The sequence below is a fragment of the Pinisolibacter sp. DMC100 genome, from assembly GCF_056313705.1.
Genome location: NZ_JBQUZT010000001.1, coordinates 1 through 23,307 on the forward strand (window position 1 = coordinate 1; position 23,307 = coordinate 23,307).

Annotated in this window: 18 protein-coding genes and 1 tRNA gene; 6 read left to right on the forward strand and 13 right to left on the reverse strand. The window is 69.0% G+C overall.

Going from position 1 to position 23,307, the window contains the following annotated elements; all coding sequences use genetic code 11:
* Positions 1-700 precede the first annotated feature (700 nt).
* Positions 701-2,698 carry a peptidoglycan DD-metalloendopeptidase family protein gene (locus ACT541_RS00005; protein ID WP_476133281.1) on the forward strand — a complete coding sequence of 666 codons (1,998 nt, stop codon included), beginning with the start codon at positions 701-703 and terminating at the stop codon, positions 2,696-2,698.
* 7 nt (positions 2,699-2,705) lie between these two features.
* On the opposite strand, the gene ACT541_RS00010 is transcribed toward ACT541_RS00005, so the two are convergent.
* Positions 2,706-3,317, reverse strand: coding sequence for a YitT family protein (locus ACT541_RS00010; protein ID WP_476133283.1), 612 nt, complete (start codon positions 3,315-3,317; stop codon positions 2,706-2,708).
* Positions 3,318-3,443: 126 nt separating this feature from the next.
* A complete protein-coding gene (clpB, locus tag ACT541_RS00015; RefSeq protein ID WP_476133284.1) occupies positions 3,444-6,038 on the reverse strand; it encodes an ATP-dependent chaperone ClpB in 2,595 nt (864 codons plus the stop codon).
* Between the two features lie 230 nt (positions 6,039-6,268).
* Here clpB and ACT541_RS00020 point away from each other — a divergent pair, with 230 nt between their 5' ends.
* Positions 6,269-7,027 carry an MOSC domain-containing protein gene (locus ACT541_RS00020; protein WP_476133286.1) on the forward strand — a complete coding sequence of 253 codons (759 nt, stop codon included), beginning with the start codon at positions 6,269-6,271 and terminating at the stop codon, positions 7,025-7,027.
* Between the two features lie 79 nt (positions 7,028-7,106).
* On the opposite strand, the gene ACT541_RS00025 is transcribed toward ACT541_RS00020, so the two are convergent.
* From ACT541_RS00025 to ACT541_RS00045, 5 genes are all read right to left on the reverse strand, one after another.
* Positions 7,107-8,129: a DUF4167 domain-containing protein gene (locus ACT541_RS00025; protein WP_476133287.1), complete on the reverse strand. Its 1,023-nt coding sequence runs from the start codon at positions 8,127-8,129 to the stop codon at positions 7,107-7,109.
* Between the two features lie 437 nt (positions 8,130-8,566).
* Positions 8,567-9,472 carry a peptide chain release factor N(5)-glutamine methyltransferase gene (gene prmC / locus ACT541_RS00030; RefSeq protein ID WP_476133288.1) on the reverse strand — a complete coding sequence of 302 codons (906 nt, stop codon included), beginning with the start codon at positions 9,470-9,472 and terminating at the stop codon, positions 8,567-8,569.
* Positions 9,469-10,542 carry a peptide chain release factor 1 gene (prfA, locus tag ACT541_RS00035; RefSeq protein WP_476133289.1) on the reverse strand — a complete coding sequence of 358 codons (1,074 nt, stop codon included), beginning with the start codon at positions 10,540-10,542 and terminating at the stop codon, positions 9,469-9,471. The genes prmC and prfA overlap by 4 nt, the downstream gene beginning before the upstream one ends.
* A 54-nt stretch (positions 10,543-10,596) precedes the next feature.
* Complete coding sequence (gene ptsP, locus ACT541_RS00040) at positions 10,597-12,876, reverse strand: phosphoenolpyruvate--protein phosphotransferase (RefSeq protein WP_476133291.1); 2,280 nt, start codon at positions 12,874-12,876, stop codon at positions 10,597-10,599.
* 158 nt (positions 12,877-13,034) lie between these two features.
* Entirely contained in the window at positions 13,035-14,309 is a 1,275-nt protein-coding gene (locus tag ACT541_RS00045; protein WP_476133293.1) for an aspartate kinase, read from the reverse strand.
* A 213-nt stretch (positions 14,310-14,522) separates the two neighbouring features.
* Between ACT541_RS00045 and ubiG the strand changes: the two genes are divergently transcribed.
* Together ubiG and ACT541_RS00055 are read left to right on the forward strand one after the other, a co-directional pair.
* On the forward strand, positions 14,523-15,281 hold the full coding sequence (gene ubiG / locus ACT541_RS00050; RefSeq protein ID WP_476133295.1) for a bifunctional 2-polyprenyl-6-hydroxyphenol methylase/3-demethylubiquinol 3-O-methyltransferase UbiG: 759 nt from the start codon (positions 14,523-14,525) through the stop codon (positions 15,279-15,281).
* 20 nt (positions 15,282-15,301) lie between these two features.
* Positions 15,302-15,790, forward strand: a complete 489-nt coding sequence (locus ACT541_RS00055; protein WP_476133297.1) for a hypothetical protein — start codon at positions 15,302-15,304, stop codon at positions 15,788-15,790.
* Between the two features lie 111 nt (positions 15,791-15,901).
* On the opposite strand, the gene ACT541_RS00060 is transcribed toward ACT541_RS00055, so the two are convergent.
* Together ACT541_RS00060 and ACT541_RS00065 are read right to left on the reverse strand one after the other, a co-directional pair.
* Positions 15,902-18,265, reverse strand: coding sequence for a C1 family peptidase (locus ACT541_RS00060; RefSeq protein WP_476133298.1), 2,364 nt, complete (start codon positions 18,263-18,265; stop codon positions 15,902-15,904).
* Positions 18,266-18,352: 87 nt separating this feature from the next.
* Positions 18,353-18,553 (reverse strand): hypothetical protein, encoded by a 201-nt coding sequence (locus ACT541_RS00065; protein WP_476133300.1) that lies wholly within the window; start codon positions 18,551-18,553, stop codon positions 18,353-18,355.
* A 161-nt stretch (positions 18,554-18,714) separates the two neighbouring features.
* On the opposite strand from ACT541_RS00065, the gene ACT541_RS00070 reads away from it, so the two are divergent.
* The gene (locus ACT541_RS00070; protein WP_476133302.1) at positions 18,715-19,023 is read left to right on the forward strand and encodes a hypothetical protein; all 309 of its coding nucleotides are present in this window, start codon (positions 18,715-18,717) and stop codon (positions 19,021-19,023) included.
* 98 nt (positions 19,024-19,121) lie between these two features.
* Here the strand turns inward: ACT541_RS00070 and ACT541_RS00075 are convergent.
* Both ACT541_RS00075 and ACT541_RS00080 read right to left on the reverse strand, forming a co-directional pair.
* Positions 19,122-19,197 (reverse strand) — tRNA-Ala (locus tag ACT541_RS00075).
* Positions 19,198-19,365: 168 nt separating this feature from the next.
* Positions 19,366-19,734, reverse strand: a complete 369-nt coding sequence (locus ACT541_RS00080) for a TIGR02300 family protein (RefSeq protein ID WP_476133304.1) — start codon at positions 19,732-19,734, stop codon at positions 19,366-19,368.
* 181 nt (positions 19,735-19,915) lie between these two features.
* Between ACT541_RS00080 and aroA the strand changes: the two genes are divergently transcribed.
* A complete protein-coding gene (gene aroA, locus ACT541_RS00085) occupies positions 19,916-21,262 on the forward strand; it encodes a 3-phosphoshikimate 1-carboxyvinyltransferase (RefSeq protein ID WP_476133306.1) in 1,347 nt (448 codons plus the stop codon).
* A 76-nt stretch (positions 21,263-21,338) separates the two neighbouring features.
* On the opposite strand, the gene dnaN is transcribed toward aroA, so the two are convergent.
* On the reverse strand, positions 21,339-22,487 hold the full coding sequence (gene dnaN / locus ACT541_RS00090) for a DNA polymerase III subunit beta (RefSeq protein WP_476133308.1): 1,149 nt from the start codon (positions 22,485-22,487) through the stop codon (positions 21,339-21,341).
* 145 nt (positions 22,488-22,632) lie between these two features.
* Complete coding sequence (locus ACT541_RS00095; RefSeq protein ID WP_476133309.1) at positions 22,633-23,304, reverse strand: 3'-5' exonuclease; 672 nt, start codon at positions 23,302-23,304, stop codon at positions 22,633-22,635.
* Positions 23,305-23,307: the final 3 nt, after the last annotated feature.

The following is a 23,307-nucleotide window of genomic DNA, read 5'->3' on the forward strand; positions in this document are numbered from 1 at the left end:
GATCCCTCGCAGGGATCACGCCGTCCACGTTTCTCTTTCTTCCTATTCGATTGTCAAACAACCCGAAGCCCGCAGGCTTCGTGCGCCAGAACTCGCGTCCCGGCGGCTTCACATTCCTTCGGATCAACCGAATGAAGCGACCTTCAACACCTTTTCGAACAACTTGGCAAGTCCCTTTTTCAGAACCCGAAGCCGTTCGCCAGAGCGAAGGATTTCGTCGTCAGCAGCGTTGGCCGCCGTCGTTGGACCGGGTTATAGGCCCACCTCTTTTGCCCGTCAACACCCGTCTCGCACTTTTTTGCGCTGCATCCGTGTTTTTTCGCAAAAGCCAGATTTTCCGCCGATTTCAGATACTTCGCGCCCTGTGGACAAGTTTTGCGACCGCGAATTCGGCCTGTCGGCCCCGCAGAAGCACGTCGGCGAGGCGCGTCTCTCCCGCCTTCCCGAGCCCTCGCGCGTACGCGAGCGCGCGCGTATCCGCGGTTGCCTCATCCCTCTCCCGATCGCCGCGGCGATCGGGATGCGACATAGCGGCTCGCCTCCGGCGTTTCGGTCGCACCGCCGCCGCGGATTGACGTTTGCGCCCCCGAGGGCCACCCTTGTCCGCTGCTTCGCCACGACTTCGCCGCATCGCCGCGGCATCTGGCGACGCGGACAGGGAAGACGACGCCTTCGCGACGGAAGGCCAGCACGGACTTCGATGCGACATTCATCCTCCGACCGGCGTGACGCCATCGATCTCGGGCCCGACCTGCCGCTCCTCGTGGACGGCGGGCTCGGACGGCTGGATCGGCGCGCCCTGTCGCTCCGGTGGCTCGCCGGCACCCTGCTCACCGCCTGCACCTCGACCTTCCTGATGGGCGGCGCGCTCTATGTCGCGCTCGACGGCCGCCATACCTATGCCGCGGTGCCGCGCGAGATCGCGGCCGGTGCCGACGATGCACCCGAACCGCTCGCCCGTACCGTCAACGCCGAGACCGGTGTCCTGTCGAAGGGCGACCGCCTGCGCGTCGGCCCCGACCGGGCCGCCACCCGCCAGGTGCTCAATCTGTCGACGATGACGCGGATCGGCGACCGCGACCTGGTGCGCGTCCGCCCCTTCGTCCGCATCGCCTCGGCGCTGAGCCTGAAGAAGACCGAGGCGACGGCCGACATCCCGCCCTTCAATCCGCTGAAGGTCTTCGCCGACACCGAGATCCTCGCCGGGCGTACCTCGACGGCGCGCAACCCCGCCTTCTACGACGCGACGGTCGAGGGCGAGATCACGCTGCGCACCCGCGACATGCCGATGGACGTCGCCGGCTTCGATCCGGACGTGGTGATGACCGCCAACGAAGTGCAGATGATCGTCGGCGATCAGGCGCGCTTCCTCTCCGACGGTTCGATCCAGGTCGCGGCCCTGCCGATCACCGCTTCCGACGGCGGGTTCTTCGGCGGAGCCGGCGGCAGCGGCGTCGCCTCGGCGCTCGCCATGCGCATCGTGCCGGAGAACGTCACCTTCTTCGCCAAGTCGGACAACGACCGCGCGGGTGCCGCGACCGGCAACGGCCTCGACGAGAAGACGACGACGATCGATCGCGCCGACCAGATCCGCACCCTGCTGCGCGACGCCGGCGGCGACGAGAAGGCGATCGCCGACGCACTCAAGGCGCTGGCCAAGACCTTCGACCTCAAGTCGATCGACAGCGGCTATCGCCTGCGCATCGGCACCGCCAAGGTCGACACCACCGACAAGCTGAAGCCGGTGCGCGTCACCGTCTATGCCAAGGACGGCGCCCACGTCGCCACCATCGCGCTCGACGACTACGGCAACTTCGTCACCGCCCAGGAGCCGGGTCTCGGCGACGACGACGTCGGGGCCGAAGAGGACGAGACCGTGGCGGAAGCCAGCGGCGTGCCGTCGCTCTATTACAGCCTCTATCAGACGGCGATCGACAACCAGATCCCCCGAGCGCTGATCAAGAAGCTGGTCGAGGTCTATTCCTTCGACGTCGACTTCAATCAGCGCGTCAAGCCGGGCGACCATTTCGAGGTGCTCTACGCCGCCGAGGACGATGCCGACGCCAAGGCGCCGCAGGAGATCCTCTACGCCTCGATCACCACCAACGGCACGCCCAAGCGCTACTACCGCTACCGTTCGCCCGACGACGGGACCGTCGACTACTACGACGAGGCCGGCAAGAGCGCGAAGAAGTTCCTGATGCGCAAACCGATGGACGGCGGCGTGTTCCGCTCCGGCTTCGGCGGCCGCCGCCACCCGGTGCTCGGCTACTACCGCATGCACACCGGCGTCGATTGGGCGGCGCCGACCGGCACGCCGATCTTCGCCTCGGGCAACGGCACCGTGACGGAAGCGGGATGGAAGGGCGGCTACGGCCGTTACGTCCGCATCCAGCACGCCAACGGCTACGAGACCGGCTACGGCCACATGTCCGGCTTCGGCAAGGGCATCGAGAAGGGCACCAAGGTGCGCCAGGGCCAGATCGTCGGCTACGTCGGCTCGACCGGCGTCTCGACCGGTCCGCACTGCCACTACGAGGTGCTGATCAATTCGGCCTTCGTCGATCCGATGCGCGTCAAGCTGCCGCGCGGCAAGGAACTGAACGGCGGCATGCTGGCCGAATTCGGCCGCGAGCGCTCGCGCATCGACGCGCTGATGGCGAAGACCGGCACGACCAAGACCGCCGCGGCGAACTGAAGCCGGCTCACCAACCGCGATAGCGGCCCTGACGGTGATTGGTGGCGAGCACCAGATTGATCATCGCCGCGCCGAGGATCGACAGCATCACGTGGAAGGCGTCGAGCACCAGCAGCGTGCCGGCGAGGATCGCCGCGTCGAACGCCATCTGCACCTTGCCGGCCGACCAGCCGCGCGTCTCCTGCAGCCAGAAGGCGACGATGCCGACGCCGCCGAGGCTGGCGCGGTGGCGGATCAGGATCAGCAGGCCGACGCCGATCATCAGGCCGCCGAAGACCGAGCCGAAGAACGGATCGAGCCGGCCGACCTCCATCAGCCGCGGCACCGCCCAGGTCTCGGTCGCGAGCAGCGAGACGGCGGCGACCGTCTTCAACGTGAAGCGCCAGCCCATCCGCCACAGCGCGAAGAGATAGAACGGCGCGTTGACGACCATCAGCGCCACCGGCAGCGAAATCGCCGTGGTGTAGCCGACGAGGAAGGCGAGGCCCGGCGCGCCGCCGGTGCCCATGCCGGTGCGACGGAACAGCTCGAGCCCGACCGCCACGATCAACGTGCCGGTCACAAGCGCGAGCAGGTCCTCGAGCGGCGTATGGGGGATCGTCTCGTCCGGCGCGTCCATCGATCGACCTTCGACTTTCGTTACGATCGATCCTCTATGCGAAGGCCGCGCCCGCGTCGAGGGCCGACACGCGAGAGGCCGCCCGAAGGCGGCCTCTCGTCGTTTCTCGGCATCGCGCAGGCGACGTCACGCCGCTTCGAGCGCCGGGCCGGCGACGGTGAAGAACAGCCGGTCGCCGCCGCCCGTCACCTCGACGCGGACACCCTCGCCGATCTCGCCCATCAGGATCTTCTCGGCCAGCGGGTCCTGCACCTCGCGCTGGATCACCCGCTTCAGCGGCCGCGCCCCGTAGGCCGGGTCGTATCCGCGATCGGCGAGCCATTCCCGCGCCGAGGGCTCGAGCGCCAGCTCGATCCGCCGGTCGGCGACGAGCTTCGTCAGCCGTGCGAACTGGATGTCGACGATCCGCCCCATGTCGGCCCGCTTGAGCCGGTGGAACAGCAGGATGTCGTCGAGCCGGTTCAGGAACTCGGGCCGGAAGTGGGCCCGGACCAGCGCCATGACGTTGTCGCGCGCCTTGTCGACGTCGTCGTGCTCGCCGAGCTCGACCAGGAACTCGGCGCCGATGTTCGACGTCAGCACGATGATCGTGTTGCGGAAGTCGACCGTACGACCCTGGCCGTCGGTCAGCCGCCCGTCGTCGAGCACCTGGAGGAGCACGTTGAAGACGTCGGAATGGGCCTTCTCGACCTCGTCGAACAGGATCACCTGATAGGGCCGACGACGCACCGCTTCGGTCAGCGCCCCGCCCTCCTCGTAGCCGACGTAGCCGGGAGGCGCGCCGATCAGCCGGGCGACCGAGTGCTTCTCCATGTATTCGGACATGTCGATGCGCACCATCGCGGTGTCGTCGTCGAAGAGGAACGACGCCAGCGCCTTGGTCAGCTCGGTCTTGCCGACGCCGGTCGGCCCCAGGAACATGAACGAGCCGATCGGCCGGTTCGGATCCTGCAGGCCGGCGCGCGCCCGGCGCACCGCGGTCGAGACCGCATGGACGGCCTCCGCCTGACCGACGACGCGGCGGGCGAGTTCGTCCTCCATGCGCAGGAGCTTCTCCCGCTCGCCCTCGAGCATGCGGTCGACCGGCACGCCGGTCCAGCGCGAGACGACCTGCGCCACCATGTCGGCGGTGACCGCCTCTTGGACCTTCTCGCCCTCGCCCTTGGCTTCGATCTCCTTCAGCCGCGCCTCGAGCCCGGGGATCACGCCATAGGCGAGTTCGCCCGCCCGGTCGAAGCGACCGGCACGCTGCGCCTGTTCCAGTTCGAGGCGGGCCTGATCGAGGCTCTCCTTGATCTTGTTGGCCGACGCCAGCTCGTCCTTCTCCGACTGCCACTTGGCGGTGAGACCGGCGGACTCTTCCTCGAGTTCGGAGAGCTCCTTCTCCAGCCGCACGAGACGATCGCGCGAACCCTGGTCGGTCTCCTTCTTGAGCGCCTCACGCTCGATCTTCAGCTGGATGATGCGGCGATCGAGTTCGTCGAGTTCCTCGGGCTTGGAATCCACCTGCATGCGCAGCCGCGCCGAGGCCTCGTCGACCAGGTCGATCGCCTTGTCGGGCAGGAAGCGGTCGGTGATGTAGCGGTTCGACAGGGTCGCGGCGGCGACGATCGCCGAGTCGGCGATCCGCACGCCGTGATGCAGCTCGTACTTCTCCTTGAGGCCGCGCAGGATCGAGATCGTGTCCTCGACCGTCGGCTCGGAGACGAAGACCGGCTGGAACCGCCGCGCCAGCGCCGGGTCCTTCTCGACGTGCTTGCGGAACTCGTCGAGCGTGGTCGCGCCGACGCAGTGCAGCTCGCCGCGGGCGAGCGCCGGCTTCAGGAGGTTCGAGGCATCCATCGCCCCGTCCGACTTGCCGGCGCCGACCAGCGTGTGCATCTCGTCGATGAAGAGGACGATGCCGCCCTCCGCCGCCTGCACCTCCGACAGCACGCCCTTGAGGCGCTCCTCGAACTCGCCGCGATACTTCGCGCCGGCGATGAGCGCGCCCATGTCGAGCGCCATCAGCTTCTTGCCCTTGAGGCTCTCCGGCACGTCGCCGTTGAGGATGCGCAGCGCCAGCCCCTCGACGATCGCCGTCTTGCCGACGCCGGGTTCGCCGATCAGCACGGGGTTGTTCTTGGTGCGGCGCGACAGGACCTGGATGGTGCGGCGGATCTCCTCGTCGCGGCCGATGACCGGGTCGAGCTTGCCGTCGCGCGCCGCCTGGGTCAGGTCGCGGGCGTATTTCTTGAGCGCGTCGTACTGGTTCTCGGCCGAGGCGCTGTCTGCCGTGCGGCCCTTGCGGATGTCGTTGATCGCGGCATTGAGCGCGTTCGGCGTGACGCCGGCCGCCGCCAGGATCTTGCCGGCGTCCGAGTCCTTGTCGAGCGCGATGGCGACGAGCAGCCGCTCGACGGTGACGAAACTGTCACCCGCCTTCTCGGCGATCTTTTCGGCCTGATCGAAGAGGCGCGCGGTCGGCGCTGCCAGATAGAGCTGGCCGGCGCCACCCGAAACCTTGGGCAGCTTGTCGAGCGCCGCCTCGACGGCCTTCAGCGCGTCGCGCGAACGGCCGCCGGCGCGATCGATCAACCCGGCGCAGAGCCCCTGGTCGTCGTCGAGCAGCACCTTGAGCAGGTGCTCGGGGAGAAACTGTTGATGGCCCCGCGACAGGGCCATGGTCTGCGCCGACTGCAGGAACCCGCGGGCGCGTTCGGTCATCTTCTCGATGTTCATGACTTCCCTCCTGGCCCGTCGCCCCGCCGCCCCGATCGGGCACGGCCACACGACGTCTGGATCGATGGGTGGACCCCGGCCCTGGACCGAGATCTCGTCTTCGAGGGCAAATGTGGGGAGCGATCACCCCGCTGTGAAGAGGCGAAACGCAGCTTTGCGACACCCCCGCTTGACGTTCGCGCGCCGATCGTCCGAATGGACGGCCCGGACGACCGAAACGGAGCCACCCTATGACCGCACGCGTCGCCACCCTCTGGCGCTACCCCTTGAAGGGCTTCTCGCCCGAGACCCTCGAGAGCGTCGATCTCGAAGCCGGCGAGACCATCCCCTTCGATCGCGCCTTCGCCATCGAGAACGGCCCCTCGGGTTTCGATCCCGCGGCACCCACCCATCTGCCCAAGATCAAGTTCCTCTGCCTGATGCGCAACGCCGCGCTGGTGAAGCTCCGAACCCGTTTCGATCCCGAAACGAACGAGCTGACCATCGCGGAAGGCGGCGAGACCCGGCTCGTCGCCCGGCTCGACACCGAAGCGGGCCGCACCGCCGTCGAGGCCTTCGTCACCGAGCGTTTCCCCGACGAGCTGCGCGGCGCGCCGAAGCTCCTGCGCGCGCCCGGGCATTCCTTCTCCGACGTGGCGAAGAAGGTGCTGCATCTGGTCAATGCCGAGACCATCCGCCGGATGGAGCGCGACCTCGGCGTGCCCGTCGATCCGGTCCGCTTCCGCCCCAACATCGTCGTCGAGGGTCTCGAGGCGCTTGCCGAACTCGACTGGCCGCGCGAGATGCGCCTGACCATCGGCGGCATCCCCTTCGAGGTGGTCAAGCGCACCGAGCGCTGCGCCGCCACCACGGTCAACCCGGCGACCGCCGAGCGCGATCTCCAGATCCCGCGTCATCTCATGCAGACGCTCGGCCACACCGACTGCGGCATCTACGTCCGCGTGCTCGAACCCGGCCGCCTGTCGCTCGGCGACGCGCTGGTGGTGTGAGACATCCGACCGACGCCGCATACGAAAGAGGCCCGGATCTCGCGATCCGGGCCTCTTCGTCATGAAATGATCGATCCGATCACTCGGCGACCGGTTCGGCCGCCGGAGCCTCGGTCTCGCCCTCGCCGGCCTCGTAGGCCGGACGGCGGCCACGACCGCGACCGCCACGGGTGCGGCGACGCGGCGCCTCGTCGTCACCGACGGCTTCCGCCGTCTCGACGGCCGGGGCCTCGACGGGCGCCTCGACCGGCGGCGCGACACGGGTCGGCGCGGCGGTCAGGAAGGCGGGCAGCGCCGAGAGATCGGCGACGTCGTCGGCCTCCGGCTTGGCGGCCTCGGCACGACGCGGGCGACGCTCGCCCTCGAAGCGACCTTCGCGACGGCCTTCGGCCCGCTCGGCACGCTCCGGACGCTCGGCCCGCTCGGGACGTTCCGCACGCTCCGGACGTTCCGCCCGCTCGGGGCGTTCGGCACGCTCCGGGCGTTCTGCACGTTCGGGACGTTCCGCGCGTTCGACGCGCTCCGGCCGGTCGCCCCGTTCGGGACGATCGCCGCGGTCGCGGAAGTTGGTGCGTTCACGGCCACGGCCGCGATCCCGAACCCGGTCGTCACGCACCCGCTCGCCGCGGCCGTCGACCGGCAGATCGTCGAGGAAGGGCTGCGGCGCATCCGGCGACATGAAGCCGTCGTCGCCGACCGCCTGACGCGCCTCGCCGCGCGGCTCGACCCGAGCCTCGCCGGTGTTCTCGTCGAAATCCTCTTCGTCCTCGTCGGACTGGATGTCGGAGCGCACGATCGGCTGCGGCTGCGGCATGGTGGCCTGCGCGGCGGCGATGATGCGGTAGTAGTGCTCGGCGTGCTGGAGATAGTTCTCCGCCAGCACCGGGTCGCCGCTCGACTGCGCATCGCGCGCCAGGGCGACGTACTTCTCGGCGATGTGGAGGGCCGTACCGCGAATCTTGACGTCGGGACCGGTCGACTCGTAGCTGCGGCTCAGCGGATTGGGACCCTTGCGACCACCACCACCGTTGTTGCCACCGCCGCCACCACCGCCACCGCCACCGCGGCCACGCATGCGCTTGTTGGAATTACCCTGTCTCATACCCGTGCGATCTCTGCCGAGGAACATGTTTCGAGGTCTCGTCCTCTGTCGGGCCTCCTCTGCCGAGGCCCATGTGCGAGGGCGTGCCGGACAATGCGCAACGGGCCCCCGCTCCGCGCGCAGACTCTCGTCCTTCCAGCTTTCGCGCCGTCCGATCCGCTCCGTTCCGAGGGAGGAATCCCTGCGAGACGAAGTCACCGTTGCCGGTGGATCGAAGCGATACGGTCACGAACGGGCATTACGGCCCCTGAAAGTGTTGGACGAACCGCAAGTCCGACGGCCGTCCCCCCTCGAGATGCGGCCACCACGTACGACGGTCTCTCCCGATCGGGAGGCCCCTTCCCAGCGGCGCTACAAGAGCGCATCGCAGGTCCACGTCCGTCGACGATTTGCTTCGGTGCTTGGACCGTAACGATTTCTCGCCCGGTTTCCAAGGCTTATTTTGAGGCAGCCGTGTCGCGGGGGCGCCGGGCGACCACTACGCGGTCTCGTCCCGCGAGGTCGGGGACGACCGAAACGCCCTCGAGACCGACCGCCGCGAACAGCGCAGAGACCGCCTCCCCCTGCCGCCAGCCGATCTCGACGGCGAGGAATCCCCCCGGTTTCAGCGCGACGATCGCCTGGGTCGCGATCTCGCGATAGGCGTCGAGCCCGTCGGCGCCGCCGTCGAGCGCGAGCCGCGGGTCGTGGAGCCGCACCTCGGCGTCGAGCGCGTCGATGTCCGCGGTCTCGATGTAGGGCGGATTGGAGAGAACGGCGTCGAAGAGCCCCGGCGCCAGCATCGAGCCCTGCGATCCGGCGACGAAGATCACCCGATCGACGACGCCGTTCGCTCTCGCGTTCGCTCGCGCCGTGACGATCGCTTCCTCGGCGAGATCGCTCGCCACCCCCCGCGCATCGGGAAGCTCGGCGAGCACCGCCACCACGATCGCGCCCGAGCCGACGCCGAGGTCGGCGAAGACCGGCGCTTCGACGCCCGCGAGGCGCGAAAGCGCCACTTCGACCAGCGTCTCGGTGTCCGGCCGCGGCACCAGCGTCGCCTCCGACAGCGCGAAGCGCAGACCGCGGAACCACGCCTCGCCGATCACTCGCTGTACCGGTTCGCCGGCGATCCGCCGCTCGGCGAGCGTCGCGATGCGGCCGATCTCGTCGTCCGAGACCGGTCGATCGCCCTTCGCGATCAGGCCGGTCAGGTCCAGCCCGAGCACGTGGCCGAGGATCAGCCGCGCCTCCGCGACCGCCCCCTCGCCCGATCCGGCGAGCGCCGCACGCAGCGTCCGGCCGACCGTGTCGACGGTCTTCACCGCGAGACCCGCGAGCCGTTCGGCGACACCCGCGCTCATGTCTCCGCCTCCGCCAGCAGCGTCGCCTGATGGTCGGCGACCAACGCGTCGACGATCGTGTCGAGCGCCTCGCCGGCCATCATCCGGTCGAGCTCGTAGAGCGTCAGCTCGATACGGTGATCGGTGACGCGGCCTTGCGGGAAGTTGTAGGTGCGGATGCGCTCGGAGCGATCGCCCGAACCGACCTGTCCGCGACGATCCGCCGCGCGTGCCGCCGCCTGCCGTTCGCGCTCGATGTCGAACAGCCGGGTGCGCAGCAGGGCGATCGCCTTGGCGCGATTCTGGTGCTGCGAGCGCTCCTCCTGTACCGCCACCGCGATGCCGGTCGGCAGATGCGTCACGCGGACGGCGCTGTCGGTCTTGTTGACGTGCTGACCGCCGGCGCCCGAGGCGCGGAACGTGTCGAAGACGAGATCGGACGGCGCGATCGCCACGTCGACCTCCTCGGCCTCCGGCAGCACCGCCACCGTCGCCGCCGATGTGTGGATGCGCCCACCCGATTCGGTTACCGGCACGCGCTGCACCCGGTGGACGCCCGATTCGAACTTCAGCCGGCCGTAGGCCCCGGCGCCCGAGATCTCGGCGACGATCTCCTTGTAGCCGCCGAGTTCGCTCTCGCTCGCCGAGAGGACCGTCACCGTCCAGCCGTGCAGCGCCGCGTGGCGGGTGTACATGCGGAAGAGATCGCCGGCGAAGAGCGCCGCCTCGTCGCCGCCGGTACCGGCGCGCACCTCGAGGATGACGCTGCGATCGTCGGCCGAATCCTTCGGCAGCAGCGCGAGACGGACGGCGCGGTCGAGGTCGGCGACACGCGCCAGTGCCTGCGGCCGTTCCTCGGCCGCCATTGCCCGCATCTCTGCGTCGGTTTCCGCATCGGCGAGGAGCTGATCGAGCCCCGCGACTTCCGTCTCCGCCGCCCGCAGCGCCCGGATCGCCTCGACCAGTGGTTCGAGTTCGGCGCGGTCGCGCGACAACGCCGCCCATTCGCTCCCGTCGACGCCGGCGTTCATCCGCGCGTCGAGGACGGCGAAACGGTCGAGAACCACATCGAGCTTGGCCGAGAGGGACATGGGAAATCGGGCGTGCGGGAGGAAGACGGGCGGCGGAGCGTGACGGGATCGCCGCTAGGGGACGATCGGCAGGCCCTGCTCTTCCGCGAACTTCTTCAGCACCGCGCGCAGATCCTCGTTCGGCCGACCGCCGGCCTCGAGCCGCGGCAACACGCGGGCGCGCAGCTTGGCGACGTCGAGATCGAGCAGCATCGACTTCACCGGACCGACCGACGACGACGACATCGACAGCGACCGATAGCCGAGCGCCACCAGCGCCATCGCCTCGAGCGGCTTGCCCGCCAGCTCGCCGCACAGCGTCACCGGCACATGGTGTTCGATCGCCTTGTCCTGGATCAGCTTCAACATCCTGAGGAACGGCAGCGACATCGGGTCGTAACGTCCGGACAGGCGGTTGTTGCCGCGATCGGCCGCGAAGGTGAACTGGAACAGGTCGTTCGTGCCGATCGAGGCGAAGTGGACCTTGGAGAAGAGCTCGTCGAGCTGGAAGAGGAGCGAGGGCACCTCGATCATCACGCCGAGCTTGATCGTCTCCGGCAGTTCGTAGCCGAGCCGCTTGAGGAAGTTCTTCTCGCGTTCGACCAGCGCCTGCGCCCGCTCGTACTCCGAGACGCTGGCGACCATCGGGAACATCAGCCGCAACTCGCGCCCGGCCGCCGCCTTGAGCAGCGCCCGGACCTGGATGCGCAGCAGACCCGGCCGGTCGAGACCGATGCGGATCGCCCGCCAGCCCATCGCCGGGTTCTCTTCCTCTTCGAAGGATTGGGCATAGGGCAGGATCTTGTCGCCGCCGATGTCGAGCGAGCGGAAGGTGACGGGCTTGCCGCCGGCCGATTCCAGCACCTTGCGATAGAGCGATTCCTGTTCCGCCGCGCGCGGGAAGGACGTCGCCACCATGAACTGCAGTTCGGTGCGGAAGAGGCCGATGCCCGATGCGCCCGATTCCTCGAGATGCGGCAGATCGAGGAACAGGCCGGAGTTCAGGAGCAGCTGGACGTGCTGGTTGTCGCGGGTGATCGACGGCTTCGACTTCAGCCGGCGATACTGCGCCTGCTTGCGGGCGCGGAAGCGAACCTTCTCGGCGAAGGCCGCCTCGACGTCGGGCGCCGGGCGGAGATGGACGATGCCCAGTTCGCCGTCGACGATGATCGAATCGCCGTCCTCGACCAGCGAGACCACGCCCTCGATCTGGCCGACGACCGGAATGCCGAGCGAGCGCGCGACGATCGAGATGTGGCTGGTCGGCGCGCCCTCCTCGAGCACGAGACCCTTGATGCGGTCGCGATCGTAGTCGAAGAGATCGGCCGCGCCCATGTTGCGGGCGACGATCACCGCGTCCTTCGGCAGCTCGCCGGCCATCGGTCCGTGCGGCTTGCCGATCAGTTCGCGAATCAGGCGGTTCGCCAGCGCATCGAAGTCGTGCAGGCGTTCGCGCAAGTAGGGGTCGGTCTGGCGCAGCATGCGCGCGCGGGTGTCCGACTGGACCTTCTCGACCGCCGCTTCCGCCGTCAGGCCGTTCTTCACGGCCTCTTCCATCTTGCGCACCCAGCCGCGGTCGTAGGCGAACATGCGATAGGCCTCGAGCACGTCGCGGTGCTCGCCGACCTGATCGAGTTCGCTCGACGACAGCAGGTCGTCGACCGAGATGCGCAGCTTCTCGATCGCCGCCTCGAGCCGCCGCGCCTCACGGCTGGCGTCGTCGGCGATGAGGGCGGAGATGACGATGCGCGGCTCGTGCAGCACGACGTGGCCGAGGCCGACGCCCTCGCCCAGCCCGACGCCGTCCAGATGCATCGGCCGCTTCACGTCGAGCGCCGAACCCGGCAGCATCAGGTGGTCGAGCCCGCCGGCCGCAATCATCTCGGCGATGATCATGGCGGTCGTCTGGAGGATCTCGACCTCGTCTTCCTGATAGGTGCGATGCGCCTTGTTCTGGACGACCAGCACGCCGAGCATGCGGCCGGCGCGCAGGATCGGCACGCCGAGGAAGGCGTTGAACATCTCCTCGCCGGTTTCCGGCTTGTAGGCGAAGGCCGGATGCGACTGGGCGTTGGGCAGGTTGAGGCAGCGCGCCTCGGAGGCGATCAGGCCGACCAGACCTTCGCCGACCTTGAGCGAGGTCTGGTGCACCGCCTCGCGCTTGAGGCCGACGGTGGCGGCGAGTTCGAGGACGTTGTCGTCGCGCAGCACGTAGACCGAGCACACCTCGGCGACGACGTTGGTGGCGATCTGTTCGACGATGTGGTCGAGCCGCTCCTGCGCGTCGATCGGCTGCGCCATCAACTCGCGGAGCTTGCGGAGCAGGATGCGCGGTGCGCCCAGAGATCCTCGCATCTCCGCTCTCTCCTCTCCGAAGGCTCGGCACGCGGGGGCCGATCCCCCGTAATCCGATTCCACCATGTCACCGATCCGCGTCCGAAATCAATCGGATCGCCGTCACCATGGGGAATCCGCCGGGCGCGACCGGCGGTCGCGCCCGGGCAGTCGGCCGATCAGGCCTTGTCGAGACCGTAGGCGGTGTGGAGGGTGCGCACCGCCAGCTCGGTATAGGCCGCGTCGATCAACACGGAGATCTTGATCTCGGACGTGGTGATGGCGCGGATGTTGATGCCCTTGGAGGCCAGCGCCTGGAAGGCCTGGGCGGCGACGCCGGCGTGGGAGCGCATACCGATGCCGATCACCGACACCTTGACCACGTCCGACGACGACTCGATGACCGTCGGGCCGATGTCGGCCTGGGCCGCCTCGAGCACCGCGGTGGCGCGGGCGAGTTCGGCTTCCGGCACGGTGAAGGTGATGTCGGTCGTGGAACCGTCCGGCGACGTGTTCTGCACGATCATGTCGACGTTGATGTTGGCCTCCGCCAGCGGACCGAAGACGCGGGCGGCGACGCCCGGCTTGTCGGCGACGCGGCGCAGCGAGACCTGCGCCTCGTCCTTGGAGTAGGCGATACCGGTGACGACCTGAGTTTCCACGATCTCGTCCTCGTCGCAAATGAGAGTTCCCGGCGGGTTGCCGTTGGCGTCGACCCCGACGGTGTCGGGATCTTCGAAGCTCGAGCGCACGAAGGTGCGCACCTTCTTGACCATGGCCAGCTCGACCGACCTGACCTGCAGCACCTTGGCGCCGAGCGAGGCCATCTCGAGCATTTCCTCGAAGGCGACCTTCTCCAGCCGCCGCGCCTTGGAGACGATGCGCGGGTCGGTGGTGTAGACGCCGTCGACGTCGGTGTAGATGTCGCAGCGATCGGCCGAGACCGCCGACGCGATCGCGACCGCCGACGTGTCCGAGCCGCCGCGGCCCAGCGTGGCGATCCGCCCCGTCGGGCCGATGCCCTGGAAGCCGGCGATCACCGCCACCTCGCCGCCGCTCATCACGTCGATCAGCCGGGCGCCGTCGATGTCCATGATGCGGGCGGCGCCGTGGGCGTCGTCGGTGACCAGCGGGATCTGCCAGCCCTGGAACGAGCGCGCCGGGATGCCCATCGACTGCAGCACGATGGCGAGCAGTCCGGACGTCACCTGTTCGCCCGAGGCGACCACCGCGTCGTATTCCATCTGGTCGTAGAGCCCGGCCTTGGCCTCGCCGCTCTTGGCGGCGTCCTGGACATAGGCGACCAGCTGGTTCGTCACGCCGGACATGGCGGAGACGACGACCGCGACCTGATGGCCGGCCTTCACCTCGCGCGCCACGTGGCGGGCGACGTTGCGGATGCGTTCGACGTTGGCGACGGACGTGCCGCCGAATTTCAGGACCAGACGGGCCATCGTGCCACTCGCGATCGATGCCGAAAGATGCGACGCGGCGCACCTCGGCGCCCCGCGTCACGGGTCGGGCGCTTGATACATCGAAGGCTTTCGCGGCGCAACGCCGCGTTTTCTCCGTGGTTTCGCCGACGGCGCGCCCTCCGCCCCCTCGCCGCGCTTGACCTCGCCCGCCCGCCGGCTACCTTCCGGAACGCCAGACGAGGACCAGACCCCATGACCATCCCCCACGCCCGCGCCACCGTCGACGAGACGGAGATCGGCAATTTCGAGGCCATGGCCGCCGAGTGGTGGGATCCCAAGGGCCGTCTCCGGCCACTGCACGAGATGAATCCGGTCCGCCTCTCCTGGCTGAAACGCGAGATCTGCCGGCATTTCGGCCGCTCCGAGGACGACACCCGCGCCCTCGACGGCCTGACGGTCTGCGACGTCGGCTGCGGCGGCGGTCTCCTCACCATTCCGCTCGCCCGCCTCGGCGCCGTGGCGACCGGCGTCGACGCCGGCGCCGCCAATGTCGAGGCCGCCCGCGTCCAGGCCGAGAAGGACGGCATCGACGTCGCCTGGCGCGCCGGCACCGCCGAGGAACTGGCCGCCGAGGGCGCCACCTTCGACGTCGTCGTCGCCATGGAGATCGTCGAACACGTCTCCGACCTGCGGCTCTTTCTGGAGACGATCGCCCGCCTCGTCCGCCCCGGCGGCCTCCTGTTCCTGGCGACGCTCAACCGCACGCCCAAGAGCTTCGCCCTCGCCGTCGTCGGCGCCGAGTACATCATGCGCTGGCTGCCGCCGGGCACCCACACCTGGTCGAAGTTCGTCACCCCGCGCGAACTCGAACGCGGCGTCGAGGCGACCGGCCTCGAGGTCCAGGCGGCCTGCGGCATGGTCTTCGACCCGCTGCGCTGGTCGTGGTCGCTGAAGAGCGGCGATCTCGACGTGAACTACCTGATGGTCGCCGAACGCCCCGACCGTACCTGACACGAACAGCGAGGTCGCCGATGAAGCCCGATCCCGCCGCGACCCTTCGCCGTTCGAACCGCTCGGGAAGCCCGGTCGCGACGACCGTTCCGCCCGTCGCGAGCCGCCTGCGCCTCGCCGCCGCGGCGACCCTCGTCGCCGGCCTCGGCGCCGCCGGCTGGCTGCGCCTCTTCGGCGATCTGGGCCAAGAGGCCTCGACCACCTTCGAGCGCACCCGCGTGCAGGAGATGCAGCTCGAGCGCATGGGCGGCAAGTTCGCCGTCGAGGCGGCACGCTTCACCCAGTGGTTCGACAGCCTGTGGAGCGGCGAGAAGCTGCCCGTGACGATCCTCGTCTGCGCGGTCGTGGGCAGCGCCTTCCTGTGGTGGATTGCCGGCCTCGCCGCGGTCGACGTCGGCGACGAGGAGGCCCGCGACCGTCGACGCACCGGCGGCGATGCCGTCACCCCCGACGGCGACGGCCACCATGGCCATGACGGCGGCGACGGTGGAGACGGCGGCGGCGACTGACGCCGCCCGCGCGCCCGCGCCGACCACGACCGCTTCCCGACACGATCCGAAGACGAGAAAGGGCGACGGTTTCCCGTCGCCCCGATCCCGTCGATCGACCGCCTGCGGCGATCACTCCTCCTCGTCGTCCCCGCCGCCGTCGTCGTCGCCGCCGTCATCGTCGCCACCGTCATCGTCGCCGCCGTCATCGTCGCCGCCGTCATCGTCGCCACCGTCGTCATCGTCGCCGGAGTCGTCGTCACCGCCGTCGTCGTCTTCGGAGTCGTCCTCGGATTCGTCTTCGCCGTCCGAGTCGTCCTCGTCCTCTTCGGACTCGTCGTCGTCCGACTCCTCGTCGTCGCCGTCGTCCTCTGAGTCGTCCTCGTCGGCCTCGTCGTCGGATTCGTCATCCTCGGAGTCGTCTTCGGAGTCCGCCTCTTCGGAGTCGTCCTCGTCGTCCGATTCCTCGTCGTCCTCGGACTCGTCGTCGCCTTCCTCGTCGGAATCGTCGTCGTCGTCCTCTGAGTCGTCCTCGTCATCCTCGTCGTCGGACGTCTCCTCCTCTTCCGAGGTCTCCTCCTCGGAGATCTCCTCCTCCTCGACCGTCTCCTCGGAGGACTCCTCGAGGCTCTCCTCGGTCGTCTCCTCGATCGTGGTTTCCTCGATCGAGGTCTCTTCGAGATAGGTCGTGACGTCGAAGGTCTCGAGCATGCTCCAGCGGCCTTCCGAGGCCCAGGAGACGTAGCTCGACCATTCCTCCGACACCGTGGTCTGGAACGGCAGGATCGTGTCGGCGAAGAGATCGATGACGATGCTGGCGTAGTCCTCGATCCGGAAGGGCGAGATCGGGAAGTCGACGCCGCGACCGTCGTTGGTCACCGGATCGAGCGTGTCAGACCACACCTCGCGCGGCGGCGGCAGCGGCACGCGCGGCACGAAGACCCAGCTGTCGCCGAAGTTGAACTTCGGGTTCATCAGGTAGTCGTAGGGCATGTAGCAATAGCCCTTGTCGCCCCACTCCCCACCCCACGAATTGCGCACGATGAAGACCCGTTCGGCCTCGTTGTAGCCGACCGCGCACATGGCGTGACCGCCGTGCGAGGCGCGGCCGACGTCCTCGGGCGAGGGCATCGGCACGACGCCGCCGCGCTTGGAGGCCTCGTCGAACGACTTGAACAGCGCCACGCCGAAGACGATCGGCCGGCCTTCCGCCAGCGCCTGCTTCCAGGCGTCGAGCTCGAGCGGCACCTTGGCCATGTCCTGGACGCGATTGCCGTAGCCCTCGCGATAGGCCTCCTGGCCCGGCTTCTTCAGGATCAGTCGCTTGTCGAAGGGCCAGGCCTTCTCCGGGCAGGCACCGAACTTGGCGAGGCTCTCCATAGCCAGCTGGATGACCGCACCCTCGTCCTTGTCCTGATCGCCGCCGCGCCAGCGGGCGTTGTAGTAGACGAAGAGCCGCGACACGTCGGTCTGCTGCCGCGTCGCCCGCTTGACCCAGTACTCCCAGGCACCCGCGACCGCATTGGCGACGCAGGAGTTGGTCTGCCCCTGGTCCTCGACCGGCGTCATCAGCGAGCGCAGGTCGACCCGGTTCGGCAGCTTGGCGTATTTGATCGAAATGCCGGGCGCATATTCCGGCGCCTCGGCGCGCGCCGCCATCGCCCGATAGCCCGACGACCGTCCCTCGACGACGCTCGACCCGGCACCGGCAGCCGAGGACGCGAGCGGCGCGGGCTTCGCGTCGGCGGCATCGTCGGCGTCGGCCTCGACACTCTCGCCCGCCTCGTCGGACGGCTCGTCGTCGCCGGCGTCGGCGGACGCCTCTTCGGCCTCGTCGCCGTCCGCGACCTCGTCGCCTTCGACGTCGTCCCCTTCGGCATCGGCAGCCGCCTCGGGCGCCTCGTCGACCCCGTCGTCGCCCGCCTCGGCGACGTCGGTCTCACCCGCGGCCTCGGCCTTCTCCTCGGCCTCGTCCCCGTCACCCTCGTCGGCTTCACCCTTGTCGGCTTCGCCCTCGTCGGCGGCAGCGTCGCTCTCGTGCGCCGAAGCGGACGACGAGGCCGCGACCCCGACCGCCAGGGCGGCGAGCCCGGCCGCGGCGGCGAGGCCGGCGGCCTTGGCGAGACCGGAGCCCGAGCCCTTGGTCGGGGCAACGGCCGGAGCCGGGGGTGACGCGGCGAGGGCCGCCGCCGGTCTGGAAGGCTCCTCGTCGCCCTCGCCGTCCTCGCCCTCGTCCTCCGCCTCGGCCGGCGCCGCCTTGGCGGGCGCGGCCTTGGCAGGAGCCGCGGCGGCCGGCGCGTCGAGGCCGGCGAGCGGCTGCGGCGCCGCCGCGGACGTCTTCTCGGCAGGCAGGAGACCCGAGGCGGACAGCACCCCGCCGATCTCGGCGATCGATTTGTCGAGGGCCTGCAGCGTCAGATAGCGCGGATCCTTCTTCAAGGCCTCGGCGACGTTGGCACGCAGAACTTTCAGTTGCTCGAGGATTTCCGTCGGCATGACACTTCCCCTCCCCGGGAGACGCACGTACACGCGACCGCCTCCGCGGTCACGGAACGTCAGCGTCGCACGAAAAATCGAGAAGAATCAAGCCGCCGTGGAGGTCGAGACCGCTTCTGGACGATGGTCTTTCGTCGCCTGTGTCACCGCGGTGAGACCCGCCAGTTCGGCCCGCAGGGCGACGGCGATCTCGGCCACCCGGTCGGCGGCGTCGGTGCGCCCTTCGGGATCGATCGCCGAGATTTCGGCCTTCAGGACTTCGAGACGTTCGAGAACGCGAGGCAGCATGGCCGGATACTCCCAACGACGGCTGGCGGCGACATCCGTTCATCCTGCCCGCGAATGCTTAACGAAGGCTGGCGACGCCGCCTCTTGCCGTCCCGGTCCGCCCCAATAGGATGGGCGAGAGGTGCCGCATCGGGCGGCGTCTTCCGACGGAGGGACGTCGTGTGATTCTCGGTATCGTCTTCACCGTCGTCTGGTTGGGCCTGGCGGCCGTCTGGTTCGTCATGTCGCTGATGGCCGGCGCCATGGCCAACGACGCCGGCACCGTCGCCTCCGAGGTCCACGCCCGCCTGCTGATCACCATGATGGTCGGCGAGGCGCTGATGGCCGTCGCAGGCCCCCTCGGCGGCGCGGCCCTCGCCTTCGCGGCCTCTGCGGGCCTCCTGTGGAAGCTCTTCGCCGTGGCCCTCGTCCTCGGCATCGTGCTGCAGGTCTACGCCGTCGTCGCCATGCTGAACGCCGCCTCCGCCTGATCGCCGGCGGGGCGGGCGACGGCGAAGGCCTCGGAGATCGGCGGCAGGGTCCCGAAAACGAAAAAGCCCCGGCGAACCGGGGCCTTTCGGAGGAGATTTGGTGGAGCCAAGGGGAGTCGAACCCCTGACCTCTTGAATGCCATTCAAGCGCTCTCCCAACTGAGCTATGGCCCCACTGTCTCCGGCCGGGCTTGGGTAACCCCGGCGACGGCGGCGATCTCTAAAGGCATCGCCGCCCCTGATCAAGCCCCTTTCGCTCGGACCGTCACTTTTTTTTCGAAGTCACGGGCAGAACTGTGGAAAATCCGTCCGAGAGTGACGGATTTCCGGGGTGGGAGCGCCTCAGCGCTCCTCGTCTTCGGTCTCGACGTCGATGTCGATGCCGTCGATGTCCTCGTCCTCGTCGTCCGCTTCGAGGAACGTGTCGTCGTCGCCGATGTCGGCGATCTCCTCGTCCTCGATCTCCGGCACGTCCTCGCCGCCGCCCTGTTCGGCATCGGCCTCCTCGAGGCTGACGAAATCGACCTGGGCCTCCTCGGTCTCGACCTCTTCTTCTTCCTCGACCGGAGCGGCCTTGGCGCGCAGCGCCACCGCCGAGATCGTGAAGGCCGTTCCGCACTTGGGGCACAGAATCGGATCGCGGTTGAGGTCGTAGTACTTGGTGCCGCAGTTCTGGCAGAGGCGCTTGGTGCCGAGTTCGGGTTTCGCCACGGATCGTCTCGCTCATTGGAGATGGAAAGGTCTTCCCCTCTAGTCCGAGAAACCATGAGTGTCAAAACCCGATTTCGCGTCGGAGCGCCGCATTCCGGCCCTTCCGTCGGATGACGCCCGTCGGCGCGCGTGCTAGGAGGGGCGCCCGAACGAGATCCGGCCGAGACATACGAGGACGATCATGAGCCACGCCGCCACGCCGATGCCGCTTTCCGCCCGCGCGGGCGCGAGCCTGAAGGGCCGGATTCGTGTGCCGGGCGACAAGTCGATCTCCCATCGCTCGCTGATGTTCGGCGCGGTTTCGCTCGGCGAGACCCGCATCGAGGGCCTGCTCGAGGCCGACGACGTGCTGGCGACCGGCCGCGCCATGGCGGCGCTGGGCGCCGGCGTCATCCGCGACGGCGAAGGCGCCTGGCGCGTCTCGGGGCTCGGCTGTGGCGGCCTGCTGGAGCCCGAGAGCGTCCTCGACTTCGGCAATGCCGGCACCGGCTCGCGCCTCACCATGGGTCTCGTCGGCGGCCATGCGATCGCCGCCACCTTCGTCGGCGACGCCTCGCTGTCGCGCCGCCCCATGGGGCGCGTGCTCGATCCGCTGCGCGCCATGGGCGTCGAGGTGATCGCCCGCGCCGGCGACCGCCTGCCGCTGACCCTGCGCGGGCCGAAGAGCCTGCTGCCGATCACCTACCGCGTGCCGATGGCCTCGGCGCAGGTGAAGTCGGCGGTGCTGCTCGCCGGCCTCGGCGCGGCCGGCACCACCACGGTGATCGAACCCGTCGCCACCCGCGACCACACCGAACGCATGCTCGAGGGCTTCGGCGCCGAGCTCTCGGTCGAGATCGACGCCGACGGCACCCGCGTCATCCGTCTGAAGGGCAGGCCGGAGCTGAAGGCGCAACACGTCGTCGTCCCCGGCGACCCGTCGTCGGCCGCCTTCGCGGTCGTCGCCGGCCTGATCGTGCCGGGCTCCGACGTCACCGTCGAGAACGTGCTGCTGAACCCGCTGCGAACCGGCCTCTTCCAGACGCTGATCGAGATGGGCGCGGACCTGACGATCGAGAACGAGCGCCTCTCGGGCGGCGAGCGCATCGGCGACGTCCATGTCCGTGCCTCGACGCTGAAGGGCGTCGTGGTGCCGCCGGAGCGCGCTCCGGCGATGATCGACGAGTACCCGATCCTGTCGATCGCCGCCGCCTTCGCCGAAGGCCCCACCGTGATGGAGGGGCTCGAGGAACTGCGCGTCAAGGAGAGCGACCGCCTCGCCGCCGTCGCCCGCGGCCTCGAGGCCAACGCCATCGCCTGCACCGAGGGCGCGGCGAGCCTCGTCGTCGCCGGCCGCAGGGCGGGCGTGAAGATCGGCGGCGGAAAGGTGGCGACCCACCTCGACCACCGCATCGCCATGAGCTTCCTGGTCCTCGGGATGGCCGCCGACGCGGCCGTGACGGTCGACGACACGGCCATGATCGCGACGTCCTTCCCGTCCTTCCGCGGCCTGATGGAGGGCCTCGGCGCCCGGTTCGTCGAGGCGTGACACGCCCGACCCCGAAATGCGAAACGGCCGGCGGATCGCTCCGCCGGCCGTTTTCATGAATTCCGCGAGATGGGCGTCACACCCGCATCGGCATCAGCACGTAGAGCGCCGTCGAGGGCTCGGCGTCGTCCGAGATCAGGGTCGGCGACCCCGGATCGGAGAAGCGGAAGAGCGCGCTCTCGGTCTCGAGCTGACCGGCGATGTCGAGCAGGTAGCGGCTGTTGAAGCCGATGTCGAGCGTCTCCTGATCGTACTCGACCGGCAGTTCTTCCGTCGCCGAACCGCTGTCCGGGTTGGTGACGGAGAGCACCAGCTTGCCCTCGCTCATCGTCAGCTTCACGGCGCGGCCGCGCTCGGACGAAATCGTGGACACGCGGTCGACGGCGGTGGCGAACTCGCCGCGGTCGACGCGCATCAGCTTGTCGTTGCCCTGCGGGATGACGCGACCGTAGTCCGGGAAGGTGCCGTCGATCAGCTTCGACGTCAGCACGATGCCGACAGACGGGTTCTCGCCGTCCTTGCCCAGGAAGGTCAGGCGGATCTTGCTGTCGGACAGCTCGACCGTGACCTTGGCCTCGGGGTCCTCGACCAGCTTCTGGATCTCGCCGACGGTCTTGCGCGGCACGATGACGCCCGGCATGTCCTCCGACCCGTGCGGCGCCTCGATCTCGGCACGCGCCAGCCGGTGGCCGTCGGTGGCGACCGCGCGGAACTTCAGCCCGCCGCCGTTCTCCACCGCGTGGAAATAGATGCCGTTGAGGTAGTAGCGCGTCTCCTCGGTGGAGATCGCGAACCAGGTGCGGTCGACCAGACGCTTCAGATCGGCGGCCGCCAGCGTGAACGTGTGGCTGAAGGTGCCGGCCGTGAGGTCGGGGAAGTCGCTCTCCGGCAGCATCTGCAGCGAGAACTTCGACCGGCCCGAGCGGATGTCGAGCGTCGCGCCGTCGGGACGGGTGGCGAGTTCCACCTGGGCGCCGTCCGGCAGCTTGCGCACGATGTCGTGGATCATGTGCGCCGGCACCGTGGTGGCGCCCGGCTCGGAGACGACCGCCGGAATGGCCTCGGAGATCTCGATGTCGAGATCGGTCGCCTTCAGCTTCAACTCGCCGCCTTCGGCGCGCAGGAGGACGTTCGAGAGGATCGGGATGGTGTTGCGGCGCTCCACGACCCGATGGACGTGGGTCAGGGACTTCACCAGCTGCGCGCGCTCGACGGTCACTTTCATCGATGTGTTCCGAAGGTCCGGCTGTGGCCCGCGCGAAATGCGCGGATGGAGGGATTCCGTCCGGTCGTGCGACCGGGGGCGAAGACCTTCGCCCGTCCCGCTTCCGGACGCAAGTCCCGCAATGCGGAAGTCACGCTTTTCGCCGTCATCCGGCGGTGATTCCGGCCGTCGCGTCGTGGGTCCTGGCGCGCGCGATGCGCACCCCGCGGCTCTGCATGTCCTTCAACTGGACATACATCTCGGCCGCCGAAAGCGCGTCGTTGAAGGCGTCGTGCAGCGTCAGGGTCCGCAGGCCCAGGTCGCGGGTGATCGCGGCGAAGGAGAGGTCTATCTGGGTACCCTGCGGCGCATCGCCGTACTTGCGCTCGTAGTAGAGCGCCGAGACCTCGATGCGGCGGTTGGGCAGGCGAAAGCCGTAGTAGTCCTTCACGTAACGGCCGATCATCGCCGCATCGTAGTCGATCCAGTAGCCGACCAGCGGCCGCCCCCCGAGGAAGTCGAGGAACTCCGGCAGCACCTCGCGCATCGGCCGGGCATCCGCCACGTCCTTGGCGCGCAGCTGGTGGACGCGGATGGCATCCGCCCGCATCTCGGCTTCCGGCCGCACATAGGCGTCGAAGGACTGCGACGTCAGGATCCGGTTGCCGGCGATACGGATCGCCGAGATCGAGATGATGTCGTCGTGTCTCGTGTCGAAACCGGTGGTCTCGCAATCGACCGACACCACCTCGCCGGAGGGATCCTCGGCGAAGAGGGTCCGCCAGCGTTCGTCCTTGAGCCGCATCAGGTCGAGGCGGCGTCTCGCCCAGTCGAACATGGC

Excerpts from the sequence above, each read along its gene's own strand:
- ACT541_RS00005 (WP_476133281.1), top strand. The coding sequence starts at position 701 with ATGCGACATTCATCCTCCGACCGGCGTGACGCCATCGATCTCGGGCCC.
- ACT541_RS00010 (WP_476133283.1), bottom strand. The coding sequence starts at position 3,317 with ATGGACGCGCCGGACGAGACGATCCCCCATACGCCGCTCGAGGACCTG.
- clpB (WP_476133284.1), bottom strand. The coding sequence starts at position 6,038 with ATGAACATCGAGAAGATGACCGAACGCGCCCGCGGGTTCCTGCAGTCG.
- ACT541_RS00020 (WP_476133286.1), top strand. The coding sequence starts at position 6,269 with ATGACCGCACGCGTCGCCACCCTCTGGCGCTACCCCTTGAAGGGCTTC.
- ACT541_RS00025 (WP_476133287.1), bottom strand. The coding sequence starts at position 8,129 with ATGAGACAGGGTAATTCCAACAAGCGCATGCGTGGCCGCGGTGGCGGT.
- prmC (WP_476133288.1), bottom strand. The coding sequence starts at position 9,472 with ATGAGCGCGGGTGTCGCCGAACGGCTCGCGGGTCTCGCGGTGAAGACC.
- prfA (WP_476133289.1), bottom strand. The coding sequence starts at position 10,542 with ATGTCCCTCTCGGCCAAGCTCGATGTGGTTCTCGACCGTTTCGCCGTC.
- ptsP (WP_476133291.1), bottom strand. The coding sequence starts at position 12,876 with ATGCGAGGATCTCTGGGCGCACCGCGCATCCTGCTCCGCAAGCTCCGC.
- ACT541_RS00045 (WP_476133293.1), bottom strand. The coding sequence starts at position 14,309 with ATGGCCCGTCTGGTCCTGAAATTCGGCGGCACGTCCGTCGCCAACGTC.
- ubiG (WP_476133295.1), top strand. The coding sequence starts at position 14,523 with ATGACCATCCCCCACGCCCGCGCCACCGTCGACGAGACGGAGATCGGC.
- ACT541_RS00055 (WP_476133297.1), top strand. The coding sequence starts at position 15,302 with ATGAAGCCCGATCCCGCCGCGACCCTTCGCCGTTCGAACCGCTCGGGA.
- ACT541_RS00060 (WP_476133298.1), bottom strand. The coding sequence starts at position 18,265 with ATGCCGACGGAAATCCTCGAGCAACTGAAAGTTCTGCGTGCCAACGTC.
- ACT541_RS00065 (WP_476133300.1), bottom strand. The coding sequence starts at position 18,553 with ATGCTGCCTCGCGTTCTCGAACGTCTCGAAGTCCTGAAGGCCGAAATC.
- aroA (WP_476133306.1), top strand. The coding sequence starts at position 19,916 with ATGAGCCACGCCGCCACGCCGATGCCGCTTTCCGCCCGCGCGGGCGCG.
- dnaN (WP_476133308.1), bottom strand. The coding sequence starts at position 22,487 with ATGAAAGTGACCGTCGAGCGCGCGCAGCTGGTGAAGTCCCTGACCCAC.
- ACT541_RS00095 (WP_476133309.1), bottom strand. The coding sequence starts at position 23,304 with ATGTTCGACTGGGCGAGACGCCGCCTCGACCTGATGCGGCTCAAGGAC.